Origin of the sequence: Micromonospora sp. NPDC005172, from assembly GCF_040608555.1 — a bacterium.
Lineage (GTDB): Bacteria > Actinomycetota > Actinomycetes > Mycobacteriales > Micromonosporaceae > Micromonospora.
The window spans coordinates 1-22,977 of the sequence record NZ_JBEXIL010000060.1 but is presented as its reverse complement, the minus strand read 5'-3'; the positions used below and the strand labels follow the sequence as shown (position 1 = coordinate 22,977).

General features: G+C 71.1%; 24 protein-coding genes. 15 read left to right on the top strand and 9 right to left on the bottom strand.

Features of this window, described 5'->3' with window-relative positions:
- Positions 1–31: 31 nt before the first annotated feature.
- The 6 genes from pgl to tkt form a co-directional block, all read right to left on the bottom strand.
- Positions 32–802: a 6-phosphogluconolactonase gene (gene pgl / locus ABZV06_RS28230; protein ID WP_355248574.1), complete on the bottom strand. Its 771-nt coding sequence runs from the start codon at positions 800–802 to the stop codon at positions 32–34.
- 121 nt (positions 803–923) lie between these two features.
- Positions 924–1,940 (bottom strand): glucose-6-phosphate dehydrogenase assembly protein OpcA, encoded by a 1,017-nt coding sequence (locus tag ABZV06_RS28225; protein WP_355248577.1) that lies wholly within the window; start codon positions 1,938–1,940, stop codon positions 924–926.
- On the bottom strand, positions 1,937–3,451 hold the full coding sequence (gene zwf, locus ABZV06_RS28220; RefSeq protein ID WP_355248636.1) for a glucose-6-phosphate dehydrogenase: 1,515 nt from the start codon (positions 3,449–3,451) through the stop codon (positions 1,937–1,939). Before zwf ends, ABZV06_RS28225 begins: the two co-directional genes overlap by 4 nt.
- Positions 3,452–3,474: 23 nt before the next feature.
- Positions 3,475–5,124 (bottom strand): glucose-6-phosphate isomerase, encoded by a 1,650-nt coding sequence (locus ABZV06_RS28215; protein ID WP_355625249.1) that lies wholly within the window; start codon positions 5,122–5,124, stop codon positions 3,475–3,477.
- A gap of 37 nt (positions 5,125–5,161) precedes the next feature.
- Positions 5,162–6,337, bottom strand: a complete 1,176-nt coding sequence (gene tal / locus ABZV06_RS28210; protein ID WP_355625247.1) for a transaldolase — start codon at positions 6,335–6,337, stop codon at positions 5,162–5,164.
- Positions 6,338–6,352: 15 nt separating this feature from the next.
- Positions 6,353–8,491: a transketolase gene (gene tkt, locus ABZV06_RS28205; protein WP_355248586.1), complete on the bottom strand. Its 2,139-nt coding sequence runs from the start codon at positions 8,489–8,491 to the stop codon at positions 6,353–6,355.
- Positions 8,492–8,745: 254 nt separating this feature from the next.
- On the opposite strand from tkt, the gene ABZV06_RS28200 reads away from it, so the two are divergent.
- Positions 8,746–9,699 carry a heme o synthase gene (locus tag ABZV06_RS28200; protein WP_355625246.1) on the top strand — a complete coding sequence of 318 codons (954 nt, stop codon included), beginning with the start codon at positions 8,746–8,748 and terminating at the stop codon, positions 9,697–9,699.
- Between the two features lie 287 nt (positions 9,700–9,986).
- Complete coding sequence (locus tag ABZV06_RS28195; protein WP_355248592.1) at positions 9,987–10,322, top strand: hypothetical protein; 336 nt, start codon at positions 9,987–9,989, stop codon at positions 10,320–10,322.
- 59 nt (positions 10,323–10,381) lie between these two features.
- Here ABZV06_RS28195 and ABZV06_RS28190 read toward each other — a convergent pair whose 3' ends face one another.
- From ABZV06_RS28190 to ABZV06_RS28180, 3 genes are all read right to left on the bottom strand, one after another.
- The gene (locus tag ABZV06_RS28190) at positions 10,382–11,104 is read right to left on the bottom strand and encodes a 2OG-Fe dioxygenase family protein (RefSeq protein ID WP_355625244.1); all 723 of its coding nucleotides are present in this window, start codon (positions 11,102–11,104) and stop codon (positions 10,382–10,384) included.
- Positions 11,101–11,532: a hypothetical protein gene (locus ABZV06_RS28185; protein ID WP_355248598.1), complete on the bottom strand. Its 432-nt coding sequence runs from the start codon at positions 11,530–11,532 to the stop codon at positions 11,101–11,103. The genes ABZV06_RS28190 and ABZV06_RS28185 overlap by 4 nt, the downstream gene beginning before the upstream one ends.
- Positions 11,533–11,622: 90 nt before the next feature.
- Positions 11,623–12,582, bottom strand: coding sequence for a COX15/CtaA family protein (locus ABZV06_RS28180; RefSeq protein ID WP_355625242.1), 960 nt, complete (start codon positions 12,580–12,582; stop codon positions 11,623–11,625).
- A 194-nt stretch (positions 12,583–12,776) separates the two neighbouring features.
- Here ABZV06_RS28180 and ABZV06_RS28175 point away from each other — a divergent pair, with 194 nt between their 5' ends.
- From ABZV06_RS28175 to ABZV06_RS28115, 13 genes are all read left to right on the top strand, one after another.
- Entirely contained in the window at positions 12,777–13,478 is a 702-nt protein-coding gene (locus ABZV06_RS28175) for an HTH domain-containing protein (RefSeq protein WP_355248639.1), read from the top strand.
- Positions 13,475–14,905: a Fe-S cluster assembly protein SufB gene (gene sufB / locus ABZV06_RS28170; RefSeq protein ID WP_355248604.1), complete on the top strand. Its 1,431-nt coding sequence runs from the start codon at positions 13,475–13,477 to the stop codon at positions 14,903–14,905. Before ABZV06_RS28175 ends, sufB begins: the two co-directional genes overlap by 4 nt.
- Before the next feature lie 58 nt (positions 14,906–14,963).
- Positions 14,964–16,163 carry a Fe-S cluster assembly protein SufD gene (gene sufD, locus ABZV06_RS28165; RefSeq protein WP_355625240.1) on the top strand — a complete coding sequence of 400 codons (1,200 nt, stop codon included), beginning with the start codon at positions 14,964–14,966 and terminating at the stop codon, positions 16,161–16,163.
- Positions 16,163–16,489 (top strand): non-heme iron oxygenase ferredoxin subunit, encoded by a 327-nt coding sequence (locus ABZV06_RS28160; RefSeq protein ID WP_355248610.1) that lies wholly within the window; start codon positions 16,163–16,165, stop codon positions 16,487–16,489. The genes sufD and ABZV06_RS28160 overlap by 1 nt, the downstream gene beginning before the upstream one ends.
- Positions 16,489–17,262: a Fe-S cluster assembly ATPase SufC gene (gene sufC, locus ABZV06_RS28155; protein WP_355248613.1), complete on the top strand. Its 774-nt coding sequence runs from the start codon at positions 16,489–16,491 to the stop codon at positions 17,260–17,262. Before ABZV06_RS28160 ends, sufC begins: the two co-directional genes overlap by 1 nt.
- A 20-nt stretch (positions 17,263–17,282) precedes the next feature.
- Positions 17,283–18,587, top strand: a complete 1,305-nt coding sequence (locus ABZV06_RS28150; protein WP_355248616.1) for a cysteine desulfurase — start codon at positions 17,283–17,285, stop codon at positions 18,585–18,587.
- A gap of 2 nt (positions 18,588–18,589) precedes the next feature.
- Positions 18,590–19,063, top strand: a complete 474-nt coding sequence (gene sufU / locus ABZV06_RS28145; RefSeq protein WP_355248641.1) for a Fe-S cluster assembly sulfur transfer protein SufU — start codon at positions 18,590–18,592, stop codon at positions 19,061–19,063.
- A gap of 73 nt (positions 19,064–19,136) precedes the next feature.
- Positions 19,137–19,619, top strand: a complete 483-nt coding sequence (locus ABZV06_RS28140) for a metal-sulfur cluster assembly factor (protein ID WP_355625238.1) — start codon at positions 19,137–19,139, stop codon at positions 19,617–19,619.
- Between the two features lie 196 nt (positions 19,620–19,815).
- On the top strand, positions 19,816–20,424 hold the full coding sequence (locus ABZV06_RS28135; protein WP_355625236.1) for a TIGR03086 family metal-binding protein: 609 nt from the start codon (positions 19,816–19,818) through the stop codon (positions 20,422–20,424).
- A gap of 418 nt (positions 20,425–20,842) precedes the next feature.
- Positions 20,843–21,490 carry a LysE family transporter gene (locus tag ABZV06_RS28130; RefSeq protein WP_355248624.1) on the top strand — a complete coding sequence of 216 codons (648 nt, stop codon included), beginning with the start codon at positions 20,843–20,845 and terminating at the stop codon, positions 21,488–21,490.
- Positions 21,491–21,527: 37 nt separating this feature from the next.
- Positions 21,528–22,190 (top strand): acVLRF1 family peptidyl-tRNA hydrolase, encoded by a 663-nt coding sequence (locus ABZV06_RS28125; RefSeq protein ID WP_355625234.1) that lies wholly within the window; start codon positions 21,528–21,530, stop codon positions 22,188–22,190.
- 71 nt (positions 22,191–22,261) lie between these two features.
- Entirely contained in the window at positions 22,262–22,573 is a 312-nt protein-coding gene (locus tag ABZV06_RS28120; RefSeq protein WP_355625232.1) for a muconolactone Delta-isomerase family protein, read from the top strand.
- A gap of 2 nt (positions 22,574–22,575) precedes the next feature.
- The gene (locus ABZV06_RS28115; protein ID WP_355625230.1) at positions 22,576–22,941 is read left to right on the top strand and encodes an SgcJ/EcaC family oxidoreductase; all 366 of its coding nucleotides are present in this window, start codon (positions 22,576–22,578) and stop codon (positions 22,939–22,941) included.
- Positions 22,942–22,977: the final 36 nt, after the last annotated feature.

Genomic DNA, 22,977 nt, shown 5'->3' with positions numbered 1-22,977 from the left:
GACCCCGTCCAGGGGCCCTCCCGTCGTTCGTTCAGCGCAGGCTGCGGAAGCGGGCGGGCACGTCGGCGGCGGCCGCGCGGTCCAGCAGCCAGCGGGTGCGGTCGACGCCGTGCACGCCGGCCGCCGGCACCTGCACGTGGCCGGCGCCGGCCAGCGCCATGCCCACCGCGCGTGCCTTGTCGGTGCCGGCGGCCACGAGCCAGGCCTCCTCGGCGGTGTTGATCGCCGCCAGGGTGAGGGTGGTCCGCACCGGTGGCGGCTTCGGGCTGCCCCGCACCGCGCTGACCGGCCGCGTGTCGTGGTGCACGGGGTGCTCCGGGAAGACCGAGGCGACGTGCCCGTCCTCGCCGACGCCGAGCATCAGCACGTCGAAGTGCGGCAGCGTGGCGTGCCCCGGCCGGGCGGCGCGAGCCAGCTCCTCGGCGTACGCGGCGGCGGCCGCCTCGGGGTCGTTGCCGGCCGGGCCGTCGGAGGCCGGCATGGGATGCACCCGGGCCGGGTCCAGCGGCACCGAGTCCAGCAGGGCGGCCCGTGCCTGGGTCTCGTTGCGCTCCGGGTCGCCGGCGGGCAGGAACCGTTCGTCGCCCCACCACACGTCGACCCGGGACCAGTCGACCGCGTCGCGGGCCGGCAACTGCGCGACGGCCCGGTAGACGGCGGCGGCGACGCGACCACCGGTGAGCACCACCGCGGCCTCACCCCGGTCGGCCTGGGCGTCGAGGATCTTCACCAGCAGTCGGGCCGCCACGGCCTGCGCCAGCAGATCGGCGTCGGCGTGGACGGCGACACTCGCCTCACTCATGGGTTGTGCCTTCGTTTCCGGACCGCTGGGCGGTCGCTGTCGCGTCGTGCCCGGACGGGACGTCCGGAGGTGGCGGTGGAGGGCCGGGACGTGACGTCCCGGCCCTCCGGTGTCGTACTGCTCAGCTCTCGCCGCTCGTGCCGGCGTGCGCGGTGACCCCGGCCTCGGCGCGCTGGGCCGTGGCCGGATCCTTCCAGACGTGCACCCGCTGCGGTGGACGCTGTTCCAGACCGCGCAGGCCGGCGGTCGCGCCCAACGCCTCCGCGTACACCTGGTCGGCGTCGAGGCGGCGCAGCTCCTCGGCCAACTCGTCGCCGAGCGGCCGACGGACCAGCGGCAGAGTCCGGTCGTCCTGGCCGGTACGCCGGAACACCGCCAGGCTGTCCTCGCGGGTCAGCGTCAGCTTGTCGCCGTTGGCACAGGTCAACTGCACCTCCCGCATCCGGGGAAACTCGTCGGTGTCCACCCGGCGCGGGGTGATGCCGAGCCGGCTGGACAGCCAACCGACCATCAGGGCTGCCGTCGGGTCGCTGGGTGGCGCGACGACTGTCGCCTCGGTGACCTGCTCGTTGGTGGTGTCGAACGCCCCGGCGACCAGGGTCCGCCACGGGGTGATCCGGGTCCACGCCAGGTCGGTGTCGCCCGGTGCGTAGTCCCGGGCCCGCTGGCGCAGCGCCTCCACCGGGTCGGCGGCCTGCGCCGTGTCGGTGATCCGCCGGTCGGCGACCACACCGAGGAAGTCGGTGGCGATCTCCGCGGGCGGCTCACCGTGCCACCAGGTCACCACCGGTACGTCCGGCACCAGCAGCGGCATCACCACCGACTCGGCGTGCAGGGCGAGTCGCCCGTACATCCGGGTGACCACCGCCTCGCACGGGCCGAGGCGACCGCCGACCACGATCTCCGCGTCCAGCCGGTTGCGTTCCCGCTCGATGTCGGAGCGGACCACGACCAGCAGCCGGCACGGGTGGGCGGCGGCGGCGATGGTCGCCGCCGCCTCCGCCTCGCGGACCCGCTTCTCGTCCACCACCACGATGAGGGTGAGCGCCATGCCACTGGCCACACCACCGGCGCTACGCCGCTCGGCGGCCAGCGCCTTGACCACCTCGTTGCCGGTGGTGTCCCACAGCCCGATCATGCTCGTCTCCAAGCGCGACCCTCGCGGGCCAGCATCTCGTCGGAGGCCCGTGGACCCCACTCGCCGGCGCGGTACGGCTCCGGTGTGGTGCCCACCCAGGCGTGCTCCAGCGGGTCGATGACCTGCCAGCTCTGCTCGACCTCGGCCGCGTCCGGGAACAGGGTGCGGTCGCCGATCAGCACGTCCAGGACGAGGCGCTCGTACGCCTCCGGGCTGGACTCGGTGAACGCCTCGCCGTACTGGAAGTCCATCGCGATGTCGCGGACCTCCATGGTGGTGCCCGGCACCTTCGAGCCGAACTTGAGCACCACGCCCTCGTCCGGCTGTACGCGGATGACGAGCTGGTTGTTGCCCAACGACTCCATGTCGGCGTCGTTGAACGGCAGGTGCGGCGCCTTCTTGAACATGATGGCGACCTCGGTGACCCGCCGGGGGAGTCGCTTGCCGGCCCGGATGTAGAACGGCACCTCGGCCCAGCGGCGGTTCTGGATGCCGAGGCGTACCGCCACGTACGTCTCCGTCGTGGAGTCGGCGGGGACATCCCGCTCCTCCCGGTAGCCGACCGCGCGCTCGCCGCCCACCCAGCCGGGCAGGTACTGGCCGCGGACGGTGTCCCGGGCCACGTCCTTCGGCAGGGTGATCGCCTTGAGCACCTTCAGCTTCTCGGCGCGGATCTCGTCCGCGTCGAAGCTGGTCGGCTCCTCCATCGCCACCAGGGCGAGGAGCTGGAGGAGGTGGTTCTGCAGGACGTCGCGGGCGGTGCCGACGGTGTCGTAGAAGCCGGCCCGGGTGCCGATGCCGACGTCCTCGGCCATGGTGATCTGCACCGAGTCGACGTACTTCGAGTTCCACAGCGGCTCGAACAGGTTGTTGGCGAACCGCAGGGCCAGGATGTTCTGGACCGTCTCCTTGCCCAGGTAGTGGTCGATGCGGAAGACGTCCTGCCGGGTGAACACGTCGTCGACGAGGTCGTTGAGCGCCTTCGCCGAGGGCAGGTCGTTGCCGAACGGCTTCTCCACCACCACCCGCCGCCAGCCGCCCGACTTCTCGTTGTCGGCCATCCCGGTGCGGGCGAGTTGCTTGAGCACGACGGGGAACGCGGCGGGCGGGATGGAGAAGTAGAACGCCGCGTTGCCGGCGATGCCGTGGGTCTGCCGCAGGTCGTCCAGCGTCGAGGCGAGCTGGTCGAAGGCCGCGTCGTCGTCGAACGACCCGCCGACGAACTTGATGTTGCCGGCCAGCCGCGCCCACACCTCCTCCCGCCACGGGGTGCGGGCGTGCTTGCGGGCCGCCTCGCACGCGAGTGTCTCGAAGTCGCCGTCACCCCAGTCACGGCGGGCGAACCCGAGCACCACGAAGCCGGGCGGCAGCAGCCCCCGGTTCGCCAGGTCGTAGACCGCGGGGAGCAGCTTCTTGCGGGCCAGGTCACCGGTCACCCCGAAGATCACCAGAGCGCACGGCTCCGGAATCCGGGGCAACCGGCGGTCCTGCGGGTCGCGTAGCGGGTTCACGCCTTGGGTCACGTCGTCCATCCTCACGTGCGCAGCTGACCGGCCGCGTCGAGTAGTTGGGCGACCCCGGCGGCCCGGTCGGTCAGGTGCAGCCGCAGTACCGGCCGCTCCCGGCCGGCGAGGGCCTGCCGGTCGCCGGCGGCCTGCGCCGCCTGCAACTCGCCGAAGGTGTACGGCTTTCCCGGCACGTCCAGGTCCTCCGCGACCGCGCCGGTCACCTGCAGGTAGCTGCCCACCTGGGGGCCACCCTTGTGGTACTGGCCGGTCGAGTGCAGGAACCGCGGCCCCCACCCGAAGGTGACGGGCCGGCCGGACGCCTCGGCCAGCAGCGGCCGCAGGCCTGCCGTGTCGGCGTCGGCGAACCGGTCGAGGTACGCCATGACCGCCAGGTAGCCGTCGTCGCCCAGCCCGTCGAGCAGCCAGCGCAGGACGCCGGCCAGGTCACCCGGGGCGCCCTGCGGCGCGTACACCTCGATCGCGCCCTCGGTGAACGACGGCGACTCCGTCGGCAGGCCCGAGGCGAGGATCTTGTTGGTGTTCTCCTTGGACTCGGTGACGTTCGGCTGGTTGAACGGGTCGATGCCGAGCACCACGCCGGCCACCGCGGTGGCGTACTCCCAGGCCAGGAACTGCGCGCCCAGCGGACCGTTGACGGCCACGTCCGGGTCCGCGCCGCCGCCCGGCACGTCACCGGCTGCCAACGCGCCGCCGTAGCTGACGGTCAACACGTCGGCACCGGTCGCGCCGGGACTCTGCGGGGACTCCACGACCACCGGCAGGATGCCCACGCCGGCCTTGCCGGTCGACTCGGCGATGAGCTGCTCGGCCCAGTCGCCCAGGCCGTCGATGGCGGTGCCGTCGGACACCAGGGCGACCTTGTCACGGGCCAGCGTGGCGGCGGCGCCCAGCGCGGCGCCCAGCGCCAGCGCCGGGTTGTCGCGGTCGGAGGCGAGCGACTCGGCCAACGCGTCGGCCTGGTCGATCAGCTCCGCCACCTCGACACCGGCCAGCGCGGACGGCACCAGCCCGAACGCGGTCAGCGCCGAGTACCGGCCGCCCACGTTCGGGTCGGCGAGCACGGTGAACGCGCCCATCTCCGTCGCGGTCGTCTCCAACGGCGACCCCGGGTCGGTGACGATGACGAAGTGCCGGCCGGCCTCCGCCTCGGTCATCCCGGCGTCCAGGAACGCCTGCCAGTAGGCGCGGCGGTGGCTGTCGGTCTCCACCGTCGAGCCGGACTTGCTGGCCACCACGACGACGGTGCGTTCCAGCCGGTCACCGAGGGCCGCGCGGACCTGGCCCGGGTCGGTGGTGTCCAGCACGGTCAGCGGCCGGCCCAGCGTCCGCGTGATCACCTCGGGGGCGAGCGACGAGCCGCCCATCCCGGCGAGGACCACGTGGTCCAGGTCGGCCAGCTCGGCCTTCAGCTCGGCGAGCTGCGCCAGCAGCTCCCGGCTGCGCCGGTGGGTGTCCACCCAACCGAGCCGGATCTTCGCCTCGGCCTCGGCGTCGGGCCCCCACAGGCCCGTCTCCTTGGCGGCCAGCCGGCCGGGGACGCCGGCCTTGACCAGCGCCTCCCGGGTCGAGGCCGGTGCGGACTTGTCGACCGCGTCCGCGCCGTACACGGCGAGCCCGGCAGCGGCCTCCACCGGCCCTGCGAGAAGATCACTCATGCCGCCACTCCGCTCCGCTGCGTGCTGATTCGGTCGCTCACGCGCCACCGGCCTTCTCGGCGGCCTTGGCGTTGCCCTTGGCCGCCTTGTTCGGCGCGCCGGTGCCCTGTGCCGCGGCCTTCAGCGACTTGGTCACCCCGTCGAGCAGCTCCTGCCAGCTGACCTCGAACTTCTCCACGCCCTCGCGCTCCAGGGTGGCGATCACGTCGGCGATGTCCACCCCGACCGACTCCAGGTCCGCGAAGACCTTCCGGGCCGCGTCGTAGGCCCCGGTGACGGTGTCACCGCGGGTCTCGCCATGATCGGCGTACGCGTTGACGACCGACTCCGGCATGGTGTTGACCGTGCCGGGGGCGATCAGCTCCTCGACGTAGATGGTGTCCCGGTAGTCCGGGTTCTTCGTCGAGGTGGACGCCCACAGCGGCCGCTGCGGGTGCGCGCCGGCGGCCTCGAGCGCCTTCCAGCGGTCCGAGGCGAACACCTCGGTGTAACGCTCGTACGCGAGCTGCGCGTTGGCGACGGCGGCCTTGCCGCGCAGCGCCTTGGCCTCGTCCGAGCCGATCTTCTCCAGCCGCTTGTCGACTTCGGCGTCGACCCGGGAGACGAAGAACGACGCGACCGAGCCGATTGTCGACAGGTCGTGCCCGTTGGCCTTGGCCTGCTCGAGACCGGCCAGGAACGCCTCCATGACCGCCGAGTAGCGGTCCAGACCGAAGATCAGCGTCACGTTGACGCTGATCCCCTCGGCGAGCGTGTCGGTGATCGCCGACAGGCCCTCCTCGGTGGCCGGGATCTTGATGAAGAGGTTGGGCCGGTCGACGAGCCACCACAGCGCCTTGGCCTCGGCGACCGTCTTGTCCGCGTCGTGCGCGCTGCGCGGGTCCACCTCGATCGAGACGCGGCCGTCCACGCCGGCGCTGCCGTCGTACGACGGGCGCATCACGTCACAGGCCCACCGTACGTCGTACGTGGTGAGCATCCGTACGGCCTCTTCCACGTCCACGCCACGGATGGCCAGGTCGCGCAGCTGCCAGTTGTACTCGTCGGCGTCGCTCAACGCCTTCGCGAAGATCGTCGGGTTGGTGGTGACCCCGGCGACGTGCTTCTCACGGCGGAGCTGGTCCAGCCCGCCGGAGCTCAAACGCACCCGGGAAAGGTCATCGAGCCAGACCGCCACACCCGCGGCGGTGAGCTCATTCAGCTTGTCGGTCATGCCGTCCACGCTCCCTCAGTTGCCGGTCGTGAAACCGGTGATGTCGCCCACCCGAGCCAGCGAGGCGTGTGCCGCCGCGACGATCCGGTCGGGGGTGAACCCGAACTGCTCGAAGAGCACGGTGTACGGGGCGCTCGCGCCGTAGTGCTCGATGCTGACGCTTTCGCCCAGGTCGCCGACGACCCCGCGCCAGGACATCGCGATGCCCGCCTCCACGCTCACCCGTGCCTTTACCCCGCGCGGGAGCACCGACTCCCGGTATGCCTCGTCCTGCTCGTAGAACCACTCCTGGCAGGGCATCGAGACGACCCGGGTCGGGGTGCCGTCGGCCTCCAGCCGCTCCCGGGCGGTCAGGCACAGTTGCACCTCGGAACCGGTGCCCACGATGATCACCTGGGGCTTGCCGTTGGACGCCTCGGCCAGCACGTAACCGCCCTTGGCCACACCCGCCACGTCACCCAGCACCTCGCGGTCCAGGGTCGGCAGGGCCTGGCGGCTCAGCGCCATCGCGGTCGGCCGGTCGGTGTGCTCCAGCGCCAGCCGCCAGGCCCACGCCGTCTCGTTGGCGTCCGCCGGACGGACCACGTCCAGACCCGGAATGGCACGCAGCGCGGTCAGGTGCTCCACCGGCTGGTGGGTCGGGCCGTCCTCGCCCAGGCCGATCGAGTCGTGCGTCCAGATGTACGTCACCGGCAGCTTCATCAGCGCGGCCAGCCGCACCGACGGGCGCATGTAGTCGCTGAACACCAGGAACGTGCCGCCGTACGGGCGGGTGCCGCCGTGCAGGGCGATGCCGTTGAGGATCGCGCCCATGGCGTGCTCACGGATGCCGAAGTGCAGCGTGCGGCCGTACTCGTCGCCCGGGAAGTCCTTGGTCGCGTGCTCCGCCGGGATGAACGACGGCTCGCCCTTCATGGTGGTGTTGTTGCTCTCGGCCAGGTCGGCCGAGCCGCCCCACAGCTCCGGCAGCACCGGCGCGAGCGCCTCCAGCACCTTGCCGGACGCGGCCCGGGTGGCCACGCCCTTGGCGTCGGCGGGGAAGACCGGCAGCGCGTCGGTCCAGCCGTCGGGCAGCACCCGGCCGGCGAGCCGCTCGTAGAGCGCCGTGCGCTCCGGGTTGGCCTTCTTCCAGGCGTCGAACGCGCCGGTCCACTCCTGCTCGGCGTCGGAGCCGCGTCCCATCACGGTGCGGGCGTGCCCCAGCACCTCCTCGTCGACCTGGAAGGTCTGCTCCGCGTCGAAGCCGAGGATCCGCTTGGTGGCCTTCACCTCGTCGGCGCCGAGCGCCGAGCCGTGGATCTTGCCGGTGTTCTGCTTGTTGGGGGCGGGCCAGCCGATGATGGTGCGCAGCGCGATGAAGGAGGGGCGAGTCGTCTCCGCCTTGGCGGCCACCAGCGCGTCGTACAGCGCCTCGACGTTCTCGTGGTAGTCGCCCTGGTCGGCGTCACCGCTGCGCCAGTCGACGGTCTGCACGTGCCAGCCGTACGCCTCGTAGCGGGCCGCGACGTCCTCGCTCTTGGCGATGCGGGTGTCGTCCTCGATCGAGATCTCGTTGTCGTCGTAGATCACCGTGAGGCTGCCCAGCTGCTGGTGCCCGGCGAGGGCGCTGGCCTCGTGGCTGATGCCCTCCTCGATGTCGCCGTCGGAGACGATGCACCAGATGTTGTGGTCGAAGACCGACGCGCCCGGCTCGGCCTCCGGGTCGAACAGGCCGCGCTCGCGACGGGCCGCCATGGCCATGCCGACCGCGTTGCCCAGGCCCTGCCCGAGCGGACCGGTGGTGGTCTCGACGCCCGGCGTGTGCCCGTGCTCCGGGTGGCCCGGGGTCATCGAGCCCCACTGCCGCAGCGACTTCAGGTCGTCCAGGCTCAGCGGGTAGCCGGACAGGAACAGCTGGATGTAGAGCGTGAGGCTCGAGTGGCCGGCGGAGAGGACGAACCGGTCCCGGCCGGGCCAGTTCGGGTCGGCCGGGTTGTGCCGCATGACCCGGTTGAAGAGAAGGTAGGCCGCGGGCGCGAGGCTCATCGCGGTGCCCGGGTGGCCGTTGCCGGATTTCTCCACGGCATCCATGGCCAGCACGCGGACGGTGTCGACGGCCCGGCGATCGAGGTCGGACCAGTTGAGTTCGGAGTGCGCGGGTCGGTTGGCAGCCACGATGGTTGTGCTCCTCGGCAGATGGGCGGAACCCTCACTGGTGACCCTATCGAGCGTGACTAAACGTCCGCCCGGGGATCTCGCATGGTGTGCGGTACGTGACCACGGGCCGAGTCGTTCAACCCGGTTGTGTGACGGCCCGCACCGTTGTCGGGTCGGCCGGGCAGCCAAAACGACAACGCGTAGTGTGTGGGTCGGTGTGCGGCCCTCGGCCGACCCGATCTCCCCGTGCCGATGCCGGAAGGTGGCAATCCGTGAGCATGATCACCGAGTGCCCCGCGAGCAACCCCGCCGGGCAGTCCCCGGCGCGGGCGGCCGAGGGTCCGGTGGCGCGGCGGAACGTGCGCGCGATCGTGTCGTCGTACGTGGCGCTGACCAAGCCGCGCATCGTCGAGCTGCTGCTGGTCACCACCATCCCGGCGATGATGTTCGCCGAGGGGGGCCTGCCGTCGCTGTGGCTGATGGCCGTGGTGCTCATCGGTGGCTCGCTCGCCGCGGGGGCGGCAAGCGTCCTCAACTGCTACATCGACCGGGACATCGACCAGTTGATGCGGCGGACCAAGCGGCGTCCGCTGCCGGCGCACACGGTGTCGCCGCGTAGCGCCCTGGTCTTCGGGCTGGTGCTGGCGGCCGTCTCGATCGTCCTGATGGCGGCGTTCACCAACCTGCTCGCCGCCGGCCTGACGCTCGCCGCGATCGTCTACTACGACGTCGTCTACACGATGTGGCTCAAGCGCTCCACGCCGACGAACACCTTCTGGGGTGGCGCCTGTGGTGCCGCGCCGGTGCTCATCGGGTGGGCGGCGGTCACCGGCGGGCTGGCTCCGGCGGCCTGGGCGCTGTTCGCGGTGGTCTTCTTCTGGCAGATGCCGCACTTCTACCCGCTCGCCATGAAGTACAAGGACGACTACGCCCGGGCCGGCATCCCGATGCTCCCCGTGGTGGCCTCGACCCGCCGCGTGAACGCCGAGATCCTGATCTTCGCCTGGCTCACCGTGCTGACCTCCCTCGCGGTCTGGCCGCTGGGCCTGAGCGCGATCTACGGCGTGCCGACCCTGGTGGTGGGCGCGATCTTCGTGGTCGAGGCGCACAAGCTCTGCCGGCGGGCGACGCGTGGCGAGGCGGTCAAGCCGATGCGGCTGTTCCACTGGTCGACGACGTACCTGACGATCGTGTTCGTGGCCGTCGCGCTCGACGCGCTGATCTGACCCTGGCCGGCACGCGACCTCTGGGTTTCGCCGGCAATTCTGTGAACAGTCACCATCGTGGATGAGTTGTCCCTGTTTAACGTCACATCAGAGTAACTTTCGGTATGAGTCGGATCGGCTCAACCTGGGAGAGGTGCGAGCTGATTTGCCTTCGTGTTTACAGCGGGAAAGTCCGGATTTGAACGGACAGGAAGCACCTGGTTCTCGCTAAACCTGTAGGTAATTGGCATCACAAAAGCTTCATGGTTCTCGCCCGGGCGAGTGGAACTCTGCTTAGGCTTCGCGTCATGGCAGAAGGTTCCGATACGACGCTGACGGCCGAGCAGACCTCCGGCGAGCAGGCCCCGCAGGGCCTGGTCGCGGGGCTCAAGTCGTTCGCCGCCGAACACGGCGGCGCGAAGGCCGTCATCGAGTACGTCGGTAAGCGCGGCGCACGGATCGTCCTCGTGGGCACCGACGGTGAGTGGGGCGACCAGTTCGCCGAGGACACCGTCACGGCCCGGGAGGCGTGCGCCAAGGCGGGAGTCACCGTCGAGAACGCCTGGGAGCGTGAACTGATGGACCAGATGCGACCGAGCAACGACCTCTGGCGGTCGATGGCCCGGCGCACGATGGCCCGCTGAGACACATAGCTGAATCGACCAACCACCACCAGCCGACCCGGGGGGAACCCCGGGTCGACCTATATCGGCGTGTAGCTGGTGAGCAGCATGTCGCGGTGCCCCCCGGTGGGGTTGTCGGTCACCAGGTCGCTCACGTCGTGGCGCAGGCGGCGGTCGTCGGCGTAGAGGCTGGCGAACCGTCCGCTCAGGGTCTGCTGCCCCACCAGTGACCCGTCGTGGTCGTAGAGCGAGGTGGTGCCGCCGGTGACCCCCTCCCGCCCGATGTGGTGCAGGGCGATGAAGTCGAAGCCGTCGCGGTGCACACCCTCCGGTGACGGCCTTCCCGGCTGGTTGTCGGCCGTGACCCGGACCAGGTGGACGTGCGCCAGGAAGCCGTGACAGTCGGCGCCGGCGAGCGGGGCGAACAGCCAGGCGTCGAAGCGTAGGAGGTCCAGGAGGACCGGGTTCGTCGCGAGATCGGTGGGCAGTGCCGCGAAGGTCCGCTCCGTCCCGCCGACGAAGGGGTTGTGCTCGACGCTCTGGAAGTAACCCCGCTGCTCGATCGGCGTCACCTCCTCCCCCTGCGGGTCGCACCGGTAGACGCCGTGCCGCCGGCGCCGGTAGGCACCGCCCCGCAGATAGGGATCCAGCGGTAGCGTCGACCACGCGGCCAGCAGGTCCTCCAGGGCTGCCTGCCTCGTCTCCTGCACCCGGAACGCGGAGGACGGGACGAAGGCGTAGCCCGCCTCGCGCACCCGGCGACGTACCTCATCCGGGTCGGCGACGAGGTCCTGCGCCCTCACGCGTTCTTGGCCCTGCTCAGAAGGATCTCGTTGACCCACGGATGCCACGCCGGATGACGGTGGTGGAAGCGGCACAGCTCCGGACTGGCGTCGAGCATCTCGAGGATGTAGTGCCGCCAGCCTTCCTGGTCGCGGTGGCTGAGTTCCTCCTGCCGCCGCCAGATCCACTCGAAGACGTCCAGGACGAGTTCGGCGGCCGCCTCCACCCGGTGCCGGTCGACGTCGTCCTCGGCGAGCTGCACTCCGTCGTAGAAGTACGGTCTCAGGTCCGGCTGCGCCAGGAAGAGCCGGTCGACTTCCAGGAACAGGTCGGTGCTCCGGTCGTACGCGGCGAATCGGGTGTCCGTACGGGTGTAGCGCAGGGCGACCGCGCCTGACCCGAGCGACACCAGCAGCGCGAAGACGGAGACGGCATCACTGAAGACCATCGACACCCCTAGATCGAGCTTCGTGATCGAAGGGTAGCAACCAGTCATCACCGTCGACGTCCCACCGGTGCTGCCGCGTGTACGCGACGGTCAGGCGGTGACCGCGACCGCCGTCTCGGCCGGTGACGCGATGTGTTCGCCGTTGGCCGGGAGGCGTTCGCGGGTGGACCACTGGACCGCGAGGGCGGCCAGCAGCACCAGGCACGAGCCGAGCATGTGCGCGCCGACCAGGAGTGCCGGTACGTGGGTGAAGTACTGCACGAAGCCGATGAGTCCCTGGCCCAACTCCACCGCCAACAGGACGACGGCGGCCCGGGTGGCCCGTCGCGCGCCCACCGCGCGGAACGCGAAGACGAGTGCCACGGACAGGCCGATCAGCAGGAAGACCCCGTCGGCGTGGACCTGGGAGATCGACTCCGGGTCCAGGCCGTTGCGGGCCGCGCCGTGGTCGCCGGCGTGCGGCCCGCTGCCGGTGACCCAGGTGCCGATCACCAGCACCGCGACGGTGACGCCGGTGGCGATCCGGGCGAGCGTGCGCAGGGGAGTGGGCACCACGGCGACCGAGGGGCCGTCCGGGTCGCCGATCCGGCGCCAGAGGGCGTACGCGGCGGCGATCACCGCCATCGAGGCGAGGAAGTGCAGCCCCACCACCCACGGGTTGAGGTTGGTGAGCACCGTGATGCCGCCGACCACCGCCTGGGCGGGGATGCCGAAGAACACGGCGACGGCCAGCGCGAGGAGCCCGGGCCGGCGGGGCCGGTGGACCAGCACGGCCAGCACGGTGGCCAGTGCGACGAGACCGACCGCGAAGGTCAGCATCCGGTTGCTGAACTCGATCACCCCGTACACACCCATCTCGGGCGTGGTGACGTACGAGTCGTCGGTGCACCGGGGCCAGGTGGGGCAGCCGAGGCCCGATGCGGTCAACCGGACCGCCCCGCCGGTGACGACGATGCCCACGTTCGCGATGATCGAGGTGAGCGCGAGGCGGCGCAGCAGGGTGCCGGAGACCGGACGGACGATTCGGTTCACGGCGCAAATCCTACGCACTGTAGTGATCGAGGTTCGTCCGACTCCGACGACGCGGTGGTTCGGATCACCGGGGCCCGGGTTTGCCACCCTCCGGGCAATTACGTAACGTTGGCGTTGTGAAAAACGCGGCGGCGCTCTCCGGGCACCAGTCGACGGCCGCCCAGGCCGTCGGCGCGTCCGCGTCCGCCCTCGTCGGGGCCTCGTCGTCCGCGCTGTCCAGTGCCGCGACGGAGATCTCCACCCGTGACCGCGTCACCCAGTTGCTGCTGGAGCGGGGCGCCACCACCGCCGCGCAGCTCGGTCAGGCGCTCGGCCTGAGCCCCGCCGCGATCCGTCGACACCTGGACGCGATGCTCGCCGACGGTGACGTGGTCGCCCGCGAGCAGGCGGTGCAGGGCAGCCGTGGCCGGGGACGTCCGGCCAAGGTGTTCGCGCTGACCGAGGCGGCTCGGGTCCGCTGTGGCACACACCACTACGACAACATGGCCACCGCCGCGCTGCGCTGGATCGCCCACAACGGCGGCGCGGACGCGGTCGACGCGTTCGCCGCCGAGCAGGTCTCCGCGCTGGAGTCGCGCTGCCGCGCCGCCATGGAGGACGCTGGCGACGACCCGCTGGCGCGGGCTGAGGCGCTCGCCGGAGCGCTCACCGCCGAGGGTTACGCTGCCAACGCGACCACTATCGCCTCCGGCGGCCAGCTCTGTCAGCACCACTGCCCGGTGGCACACGTGGCCGCCGAGTTTCCCCAGCTGTGCGAGGCCGAGACCGCGGTGATCTCCCGCCTGGTCGGCACCCACGTGCAGCGCCTGGCCACCATCGCGCACGGCGACGGGGTGTGCACGACACACATCCCGACCCAGCCGGGCCGTGCTTCATCCGGTAATCCCGTCACCACTGTGAGGACAGATAGATGACCGAGCAGATCGTCCAGCCCCTGACCCAGGAAGAGCAGCTCGCCGCCCTGGGTCGCTACGAGTACGGCTGGTCCGACCCGGACGCCGCCGGGGCAACTGCCCAGCGCGGCATCAACGAGGCGGTGGTGCGGGACATCTCGGCCAAGAAGAACGAGCCGGCCTGGATGCTCGACCTGCGCCTGAAGGGCCTGCGGCTGTTCGGCCGCAAGCCGATGCCGGCCTGGGGCGCGGACCTCAGCGGGATCGACTTCGACAACATCAAGTACTTCGTGCGGTCCACCGAGAAGCAGGCCACCAGCTGGGAGGACCTGCCCGAGGACATCAAGAACACCTACGACCGGCTGGGCATCCCGGAGGCGGAGAAGCAGCGGCTGGTCGCCGGTGTCGCGGCGCAGTACGAGTCGGAGGTCGTCTACCACAAGATCCGTGAGGACCTTGAGGAGCAGGGTGTCCTCTTCCTGGACACCGACACGGCGCTGCGCGAGCACGAGGACGTCTTCAAGGAGTACTTCGGCACGGTGATCCCGGTCGGCGACAACAAGTTCGCCGCCCTGAACACCTCCGTGTGGTCCGGCGGCTCGTTCATCTACGTGCCGAAGGGCGTGCGCGTGGACATCCCGCTGCAGGCCTACTTCCGGATCAACACGGAGAACATGGGCCAGTTCGAGCGGACGCTGATCATCGTCGACGAGGGCGCGTACGTGCACTACGTCGAGGGCTGCACCGCGCCGATGTACTCCTCCGACTCGCTGCACAGCGCGGTCGTGGAGATCATCGTCAAGAAGAACGCCCGCTGCCGCTACACGACCATCCAGAACTGGTCGAACAACGTCTACAACCTGGTCACCAAGCGCGCCGTCTGCCACGAGGGCGCGACCATGGAGTGGGTCGACGGCAACATCGGCTCCAAGGTGACCATGAAGTACCCGGCGGTCTACATGACCGGCGAGCACGCCAAGGGCGAGGTGCTCTCGGTGGCGATGGCCGGCGAGGGTCAGCACCAGGACGCCGGCGCCAAGATGGTGCACGCCGCGCCGCACACCTCCTCGAACATCATCTCCAAGTCGATCGCCCGTGGCGGCGGCCGCACCTCGTACCGGGGTCTGGTGCAGGTGCTGGAGGGTTCGCACCACAGCCGCAGCACGGTCAAGTGCGACGCGCTGCTTGTCGACACCATCTCCCGCTCGGACACCTACCCGTACGTCGACATCCGCGAGGACGACGTGTCGATGGGGCACGAGGCGACCGTCTCCAAGATCAGCGACGACCAGCTCTTCTACCTGATGAGCCGGGGTCTGAGCGAGGACGAGGCGATGGCCATGATCGTCCGTGGCTTCATCGAGCCGATCGCCAAGGAACTCCCGATGGAGTACGCCCTGGAGCTGAACCGGCTGATCGAACTCCAGATGGAGGGCGCGGTCGGCTGACCCGGCCGCCCGATCCCGCCCGACCCTCCGATCCATCGCAGAACAGACCAAGGAAGACATGACTACCCAGGCTTCCGCGCCGCCGCCCAGCACCAAGTCGCAGGCGCTGCGCTCGTACGACGTCGCCGACTTCCCGGCCCTCACCGGCCTGGAGGAGGACTGGCGTTTCACCCCGCTCAAGCGCCTCCGCGGTCTCGTCGGTGACGCTCCGGCCGCGAGCGGCACGGTCCGGCACGAGCACGGCGACCTGCCCGAGGGCGTCTCCGTCACCCGGATCGGCCGGGACGACGAGCGGGTCGGCAGCGTGCTCACCCCGGTGGACCGGGTCAGCGCGTTGGCGTACGGCGCGGCTCCCGACGCCCTGCTGGTGCGGGTGGCGCAGGATGTGGTGCTCGGCGAGCCGGTGAGCCTGCGGGTGATCGGCACGGGCGCGGAGCAGCCGGCGTTCGGGCACACGTTCGTCGAGGTCGGCCGCTTCGCCGAGGCGACCCTGGTGCTCGAGCACGTCGGGTCGACCACCCTGGCCGACAACGTCGAGGTCGCCGTGGCCGACGGCGCGAAGCTGACGCTGGTCACGGTCGCCGACTGGGCCGACGACGCGGTCCAGGCCCAGCACCTGAAGATCAAGCTGGGTCGGGACGCCAAGGTCGTCCACATCCAGGTGTCCCTGGGCGGCGACCTGGTCCGGCAGTTCACCTCGGTGGAGTACACGGGCCGCGGTGGCGAGGCCGAGCTGTACGGCGTCTACTTCGCCGACGGCGGCCAGCACCTCGAGCACCGGCAGCTCGTCGACCACAACGTGCCGGACTGCCGCAGCTACGTCGGCTACCGGGGCGCGCTGCAGGGCGCGGACGCGCACACCGTCTGGGTCGGCGACGTGCTGATCCAGGCCGAGGCGACCGGCACCGACACGTACGAGATCAACCGGAACCTGCTGCTCACCGACGGCGCGCGCGCGGACTCCGTACCCAATCTGGAGATCGAGACCGGCGAGATCGCCGGCGCTGGCCATGCCAGCGCGACCGGCCGCTTCGACGACGAGCAGTTGTTCTACCTGATGGCCCGGGGTATCCCGGAGGGTGAGGCCCGCCGCCTGGTGGTCCGTGGGTTCTTCGCCGAGGTGATCAACAAGATCCCGGTGGAGCCGCTGCGCGAGCGCCTGGGCGACGCGATCGAGGCCCGGCTGGCGAGCGGGAGGAGTGAGCTTGCGAGCCCCGCACTCGCGAGCGAGGACTTCACCGCCAAGGCCGGCGCCTGATGGTCCGGATCTGCTCCACCGAGGACGTGCCGAAGGGCACCGCCATCCGGGCGGACGTCGACGGCACGCCGATCGCCGTGGTGCATGCCGAGGACGGTCAGTTCTACGCCGCCTACGACGAGTGTTCGCACGCCGCGGTCGCCCTCTCCGAGGGTGAGGTCGACGGCTGCACGCTGGAGTGCTGGCTGCACGGCTCCCGCTTCGACCTGCGCACCGGCGCGCCGACCGGCCTGCCCGCCACCGAACCCGTACCCGTCTACCCCGTCGAAGTCCGCGACGGTGACATCTACCTGAGCCTGACGCCGAGTAATGGAGTGACCCGATAATGAGCACCCTGGAGATCCGCGACCTGAAGGTGTCGGTCAAGCTGCCCGAGGGTGAGCTCAAGCCGATCCTGGCCGGTGTCGACCTGACCGTGAAGTCCGGTGAGACCCACGCGATCATGGGTCCGAACGGCTCCGGCAAGTCCACCCTGGCGTACTCGATCGCCGGCCACCCCAAGTACGAGATCACCGGCGGCACGGTCACCCTCGACGGCGAGGACGTGCTGGCCATGACCGTCGACGAGCGCGCCCGCGCCGGCCTCTTCCTGGCCATGCAGTACCCGGTCGAGGTGCCCGGCGTCTCGGTGGCGAACTTCCTGCGGACCGCCAAGACCGCGATCGACGGCGAGGCGCCGAAGCTGCGCACCTGGGGCGGCGAGCTGCGCGGCGCGATGGAGCGCCTCCAGATGGACCCGGCGTTCGCCCAGCGCAACGTCAACGAGGGCTTCTCCGGTGGTGAGAAGAAGCGGCACGAGATCGTCCAGCTGGAACTGCTCAAGCCGAAGATCGCGATCCTCGACGAGACCGACTCGGGTCTCGACGTGGACGCGCTGCGCGTGGTCAGCGAGGGCGTCAACCGGGTCCGCGACACCGGCGACACCGGCGTGCTGCTGATCACCCACTACACGCGGATCCTGCGCTACATCAAGCCGGACCACGTGCACGTCTTCGTCGCCGGTCGGATCGTCGAGCAGGGCGGTCCGGAGCTGGCCGACAAGCTCGAGGCCGAGGGTTACGAGCGGTACGCCGCCGGAGCCGGCACGGCCAAGGCCTGAGAGGGAGAGGCGCTGTCGAGATGACCAGCATCGCGATCCCCGAGGGGATGCCGCAGTACGACGACGTGCCACGTTTCGACGTGGCCCGGGTGCGCGCCGACTTCCCGATCCTCGACCGGGAGGTCAACGGGCACCCGCTGGTCTACCTCGACAGCGCCAACACCTCGCACAAACCGCGCCAGGTGCTCGACGTTCTCGACGAGCACTACGCGCGGCACAACGCCAACGTGTCGCGCTCGGTGCACACGCTGGGCACCGAGGCCACCGAGGCGTACGAGGGAGCGCGAGCCACGATCGCCGCGTTCATCAACGCGCCGAGCGTCGACGAGGTGGTGTTCACCAAGAACTCCACCGAGGCGATCAACATCGTGGCGTACGCCTTCTCCAACGCCTCGCTGCGCGCGGACGCCGACCCCCGGTTCCGGCTCGGCCCCGGCGACGAGGTGGTGATCTCCGAGATGGAGCACCACTCCAACATCGTCCCGTGGCAGCTGCTCTGCGAGCGCACCGGCGCGACCCTGCGCTGGTTCGGAGTCACCGAGCAGGGCCGGCTGGACGAGTCCGGCCTGGAAGACCTGATCACCGAACGGACGAAGATCGTCTCGCTGGTGCACATGTCGAACATCCTCGGCACCGTCAACGCCACCTCCCGGATCGCCGCGCGGGTCCGCGAGGTAGGCGCGCTGCTGCTGCTGGACTGCTCGCAGTCGGTGCCGCACCTGCCCATCGACGTGGTCGACCTGGACGCCGACTACATCGTGTTCACCGGGCACAAGATGCTCGGCCCGACCGGCATCGGCGTCCTCTGGGGTCGGGGTGAGCTGCTGGCGGCCATGCCGCCGGTGATGGGCGGCGGCTCGATGATCGAGACGGTGACCATGGCCCGGTCGACGTTCGCCGCGCCGCCGGCCCGTTTCGAGGCGGGCACCCCGCCGATCGCCGAGGCGGTCGCGCTCGGCGCGGCGGTCGACTACCTCACCGGCATCGGCATGCCGGCGATCCAGTGGCACGAGAAGGAGCTGACGGCGTACGCGCTGGACGCCCTCGGCGCGGTGCCCGACCTGCGGATCTTCGGCCCGACCGTCCCGGTCGGCCGGGGCGGCACGATCTCGTTCGCCCTGGGCGACGTACACCCGCACGACGTGGGCCAGGTGCTCGACTCGCTGGGCGTGCAGGTGCGGGTGGGCCACCACTGCGCGAAGCCGGTGTGCAGCCGGTTCGGCGTGCCGGCGATGACCCGGGCGTCGTTCTACCTCTACACCACCACCGGGGAGATCGACGCCCTGGTGGGCGGTCTGGAGCAGGTACGGAAGGTGTTCGACTGATGGTGCAGCTCGACCAGCTCTACCAGGAGATCATCCTGGATCACTACAAGCACCCGCACGGGCGGGGCCTGCGTGACGCCGACGACCCGGGCGACCAGGTCGCCGAGGCGCACCACGTCAACCCGACCTGCGGCGACGAGGTCACCGTCCGGGTGGCCACCGACGGCACCGTGCTGCACGACATCTCGTACGACGGCATGGGCTGCTCGATCAGCCAGGCATCGGCGAGCGTGCTGCACGAGTTGCTGCGTGGCCGGGGCGCCGGGGAAGCATTCGAGGTGCACGAGGCGTTCGTCGAGTTGATGTCCGGCCGTGGCCAGGTCACGCCGGACGAGGACGTACTCGGTGACGGGGTGGCTTTCGCGGGCGTCGCCCGCTATCCCGCCCGAGTCAAGTGCGCGCTGCTGCCGTGGATGGCGTTCAAGGACGCCGCGGCACGCGCCGGCGTGGGCGCGAGCCCGGAGGTGACGGCGTGAGCGAGCGCCAGCGAGCGATTTCCAGCAGCACCGTGCTGTCTGGTGGCATCACGAAGCGATCCGGAGGGACGGCATGAGCGAGAACACCGCTACCGCGGCGACGCCGGAGGCCGGTGACGCCACTGCGGCACCGCAGAACGACGCCGTGGCGACCGACGAAGCCGCGACGACCAACGACGCGGCGACCGCCGGTGCCGGCGACGCCGCCGCCGCCTCGGCGGGCGGCGTCAGCAAGGCGATGATCGCCGACATCGAGGAGGCGATGAAGGACGTCGTCGACCCGGAGTTGGGCATCAACGTGGTCGACCTGGGCCTGGTGTACGGGGTGCACGTCGACGACGAGAACGTCGCGACCCTGGACATGACGCTCACCTCGGCGGCCTGCCCGCTGACCGACGTGATCGAGGACCAGACCCGGCAGGCGCTGACCACCGGCCCCGGTGGCGGTCTGGTCAACGACATCCGGATCAACTGGGTGTGGCTTCCGCCGTGGGGCCCGGACAAGATCACCGACGAGGGTCGGGACCAGCTCCGTTCCCTCGGGTTCAACGTCTGACCCGACTCCGTTCCACAGTCTTCGAGCGCGGTGCCCCTCCGGGTGCCGCGCTCGATCCGTTGTGGGTGGCGCGAGAATCGTTAATGGAACGGATCGTTCCGGTCTGCTAGGCTGGACTCAGAACGGAGCGGAACATTCCGTTTCGCAAGTGAGCGAATGCGCTCGCCTGGCGGGGTCGGCGGAGAGGGTCGGGACAATGGACGAGTTGGCGGCGGGGCAGTGGCGAGTCGTGCTCGACCAGGCGCACAGTGCGCTGCGAACGATCGCCGAGGGGGTGCCGGCCGATGCCTGGGACCGGTCCACACCCTGCGAGCTGTGGACGGTCACCCAGGTGCTCCAGCACGCGACCGGTGACCAGATCGGCTACGCGGCGGCGATCACCGGCGGGGCGGGGCCCGAGGAGGACCCGTTCGCGCCCTCCGGCCGGATCGAGGGGGACAAGCTGATCGGGCTGAACGCTGCCCTCGACGCGTCCGCCCGTGCCTGGGCAGGTGTCGGCGAGGACGATCCGCAGGTGCCGACGCCGCTGCCGCAGGGCGCGCTGCCGGCCCCGGTGGCCGCCGTGGCCTGCGCCCTCGACGCCGCGGTGCACGCCTGGGACATCGCGGTGGCCACCGGCCAGCCGTCGCCTCTGCACGACGACCTGGCCCGCCCCCTGATCGCGGTCGCACGGCAGATCGTCGAGCCACTGCGGGCCTACGGCGCGTACGCGGCAGCGCTCGACCCCGGCGAGGAGGCCGACGAGGTCAGCGTCCTGCTCGCCTACCTCGGCCGCGACTCCCGGTCGGCCGAGTCGCGGCGCTGATCCGTCCTGGCGCGTCCAAGATCGTGCTCGATCATGGATGTAGTGGCCTTGGCGACGAGCCGAAGCCACTACATCCTGGTTCGAGCACGATCTTCGACCGGTGCCCGCTGCTCGCCTCCCGGTCGACGGGCCCGGGCAAGATCCGCGCAACATCAGGGATGTTGCTGCTTCCGGCGCGTCTGAGGCAGCAACATCGGTGATGTTGCGCGGATCTTGGCGCGGGGCGCGGGGCGCGGGGCGCGCTGCAGGATCGGCGCGATGAGGCGGACCCCGGGGCGCGTGGGGAAATTCGTTGCGGGGGTGTGGGGGCGGGGCGCAGGATGCCGACTGTGATTGAGGCGTACGCGACGAAGGTCCTGGTCCCTGCGACGACTGCCGGTCGTCGACAGCGGCCGGTGCCGGAGCGGGCCTCGATCCGGTGCCGACGGCCGTGAGCGCGGCGTTCCTCGCCGGCCTGGTGGCCGGCTACGGCGTCGCGATCCCCGTCGGGGCGATCGCGATCCTGATCCTGGGGCTCAGTGCCCGTACCTCGTTCCGGGTCGGTGCGGCGGCGGCGCTCGCGGTGGCGACGGCCGACGGGCTCTACGCGGCGGTGGCCGCGCTGGGCGGTGCCAGCCTGGCCGGGATCATCGCGCCGGCCGCCGGTCCGTTGCGGGTTGTCGCCGCCGTGGTCCTGGTGGCGCTCGCGGTGCACGGGTTCTGGCGAACCTGGGCGGCCCACCGTGCACGGGGGACGCCGACGGCGCGGGGGAGTCGGGGCGGCATGGGTAGTCCGGGCCGTGCCTACGCGGCGCTGCTCGGGTTGACCCTGCTGAACCCGATGACGGTGCTCTACTTCGTCGCGTTGGTGCTCGGTCGGCCGGAGACGGCCGACGCGGGCCTGCTCCCGGCGGCGCTGTTCGTGGCCGGTGTGTTCCTGGCGTCGGCGAGTTGGCAGCTCCTCATCGCCGGCGGCGGCACCGTGGTCGGCCGCGCCCTGACCGGCCCGCGCGGCCGGCTGGTCACCGGAGTGCTCTCCAGCGTCCTGATCGCGATGCTGGCGGTGGCGGCGCTGCTGCCGGGCTGACGGTCCGCCCGCGCCGGCTGTGACGTACGGTCGGGCGATGACCAGTCGACCCGCCGCCGGGGGAGGCCGGTGGGTCGAGGTCGACCCGGCCCGCGTCGCCCGCTGGGTGGAGGGCTTCGCCGACCGGCACGGCCCGCACACCACGACCGTGCAGGGGTACGGGCTGCTGCTCACCGCCGCCGACGGGGCCACCGCCGAGGTGTACGCCCCACCCGGGGCGCCGGCCCGCGACGACGTCGTCGGGTTCGTGGCCTCGGCCGTCGCGCCCCGCCGGATCGGCCTGCTGCTGGCTCGCAAGGGCGCGGTGGCGATCGGCGTGGCACAGGGCGCCGACCTGGTGGTCTCCAAGGTGGACACCCGGTACGTGCAGGGGCGCACCGCCGCCGGTGGGTGGTCGCAGCACCGGTTCGCCCGCAGGCGCGACAACCAGGCCAAGGCGGCGTTGGGTGACGCGGCGGACCTGGCCGTACGCCTGCTGCTGCCGGAGGTGGCGAAGCTGGCGGCCCTCGTCTGCGGCGGTGACCGACGGGCCGTGGACACGGTGTTGGCGGACCGGCGGCTGGCCCCGCTCGTGCCGCTGCGGGCCGAGCGGCTGCTCGACGTGCCGGAGCCTCGGCACGCGGTGCTGGTGGCGGCGGTGGGCGCGGCCCGGGCGGTACGGATCCGGTTGCGCGACCCGGCACCCGACGCCGCGGAGTGATCGGGGAGACGGCCGCGACCCAGATCGGGGTTCCCGGCGTGGCGTGGCGTCGTCGGTCGGAGGATGGGCGCGTGGAGTTCCTGGTGGACATGAGGACGACGGTGCCCGAGGGCACGTCGGAGGACGGGGTCGCCGAGATGCGGGCGCGCGAGGCGGCGCGCTCGGCCGAGCTGACGGCGAAGGGCAGTCTGCTGCGCCTGTGGCGGCCACCGCTGGCGCCGGGGGAGTGGCGTACGTGGGGGCTGTTCGAGGCCGCCGACGCGGACGAGCTGGAGGTGGTGCTCGCCTCGATGCCGCTGCGCGCCTGGCGGCGTGAGACGGTCACTCCGTTGACGCCGCACCCGAACGACCCGGGTCAGCCGCCCCGGCAGGCGGGGAGGTGACCGTGGCCGGCAGCGAGGCGGAGATCCTGCGGACCGTCCTGGACCGGTGGAGGTCGGCGGTGGACGCCCACGAGCCGGACCGCGTCGCGTCGGTCTTCACCGAGGACGCGGTCTTCCAGGGCCTGCACCCGTACTCCGTCGGCCGGGGAGGCGTCGCCGCGTACTACACCGCACAGCCGCTCGGCATGACCGCCGCGTACGAGATCCGGGAAACGCGACGGCTCGCCGACGACGTGGTCCTGGGCTACCTGAAGGTGGAGTTCGGCTTCACCGACCGACCGGCGCTGACGGTGCACCTGGGCGTGGTCGTGCGGCGGGTCGGGAATGTCTGGTTGATCGGGCACTACCAGGTGTCCCGGCTCGACTGAGGCCGAACATGGACGTGGCAGGCCCCGCGGGGCCTG

Bases quoted from the DNA above. Each gene is read 5' to 3' on its own strand.
- ABZV06_RS28225 (WP_355248577.1), bottom strand. From the start codon at position 1,940: ATGATCGGGCTGTGGGACACCACCGGCAACGAGGTGGTCAAGGCGCTG.
- ABZV06_RS28160 (WP_355248610.1), top strand. From the start codon at position 16,163: ATGGTCCGGATCTGCTCCACCGAGGACGTGCCGAAGGGCACCGCCATC.
- sufD (WP_355625240.1), top strand. From the start codon at position 14,964: ATGACTACCCAGGCTTCCGCGCCGCCGCCCAGCACCAAGTCGCAGGCG.
- ABZV06_RS28150 (WP_355248616.1), top strand. From the start codon at position 17,283: ATGACCAGCATCGCGATCCCCGAGGGGATGCCGCAGTACGACGACGTG.
- sufC (WP_355248613.1), top strand. From the start codon at position 16,489: ATGAGCACCCTGGAGATCCGCGACCTGAAGGTGTCGGTCAAGCTGCCC.
- ABZV06_RS28195 (WP_355248592.1), top strand. From the start codon at position 9,987: ATGGCAGAAGGTTCCGATACGACGCTGACGGCCGAGCAGACCTCCGGC.
- ABZV06_RS28140 (WP_355625238.1), top strand. From the start codon at position 19,137: ATGAGCGAGAACACCGCTACCGCGGCGACGCCGGAGGCCGGTGACGCC.
- ABZV06_RS28185 (WP_355248598.1), bottom strand. From the start codon at position 11,532: ATGGTCTTCAGTGATGCCGTCTCCGTCTTCGCGCTGCTGGTGTCGCTC.
- ABZV06_RS28215 (WP_355625249.1), bottom strand. From the start codon at position 5,124: ATGAGTGATCTTCTCGCAGGGCCGGTGGAGGCCGCTGCCGGGCTCGCC.
- sufB (WP_355248604.1), top strand. From the start codon at position 13,475: ATGACCGAGCAGATCGTCCAGCCCCTGACCCAGGAAGAGCAGCTCGCC.
- pgl (WP_355248574.1), bottom strand. From the start codon at position 802: ATGAGTGAGGCGAGTGTCGCCGTCCACGCCGACGCCGATCTGCTGGCG.
- tal (WP_355625247.1), bottom strand. From the start codon at position 6,337: ATGACCGACAAGCTGAATGAGCTCACCGCCGCGGGTGTGGCGGTCTGG.
- ABZV06_RS28125 (WP_355625234.1), top strand. From the start codon at position 21,528: ATGACCAGTCGACCCGCCGCCGGGGGAGGCCGGTGGGTCGAGGTCGAC.
- ABZV06_RS28135 (WP_355625236.1), top strand. From the start codon at position 19,816: ATGGACGAGTTGGCGGCGGGGCAGTGGCGAGTCGTGCTCGACCAGGCG.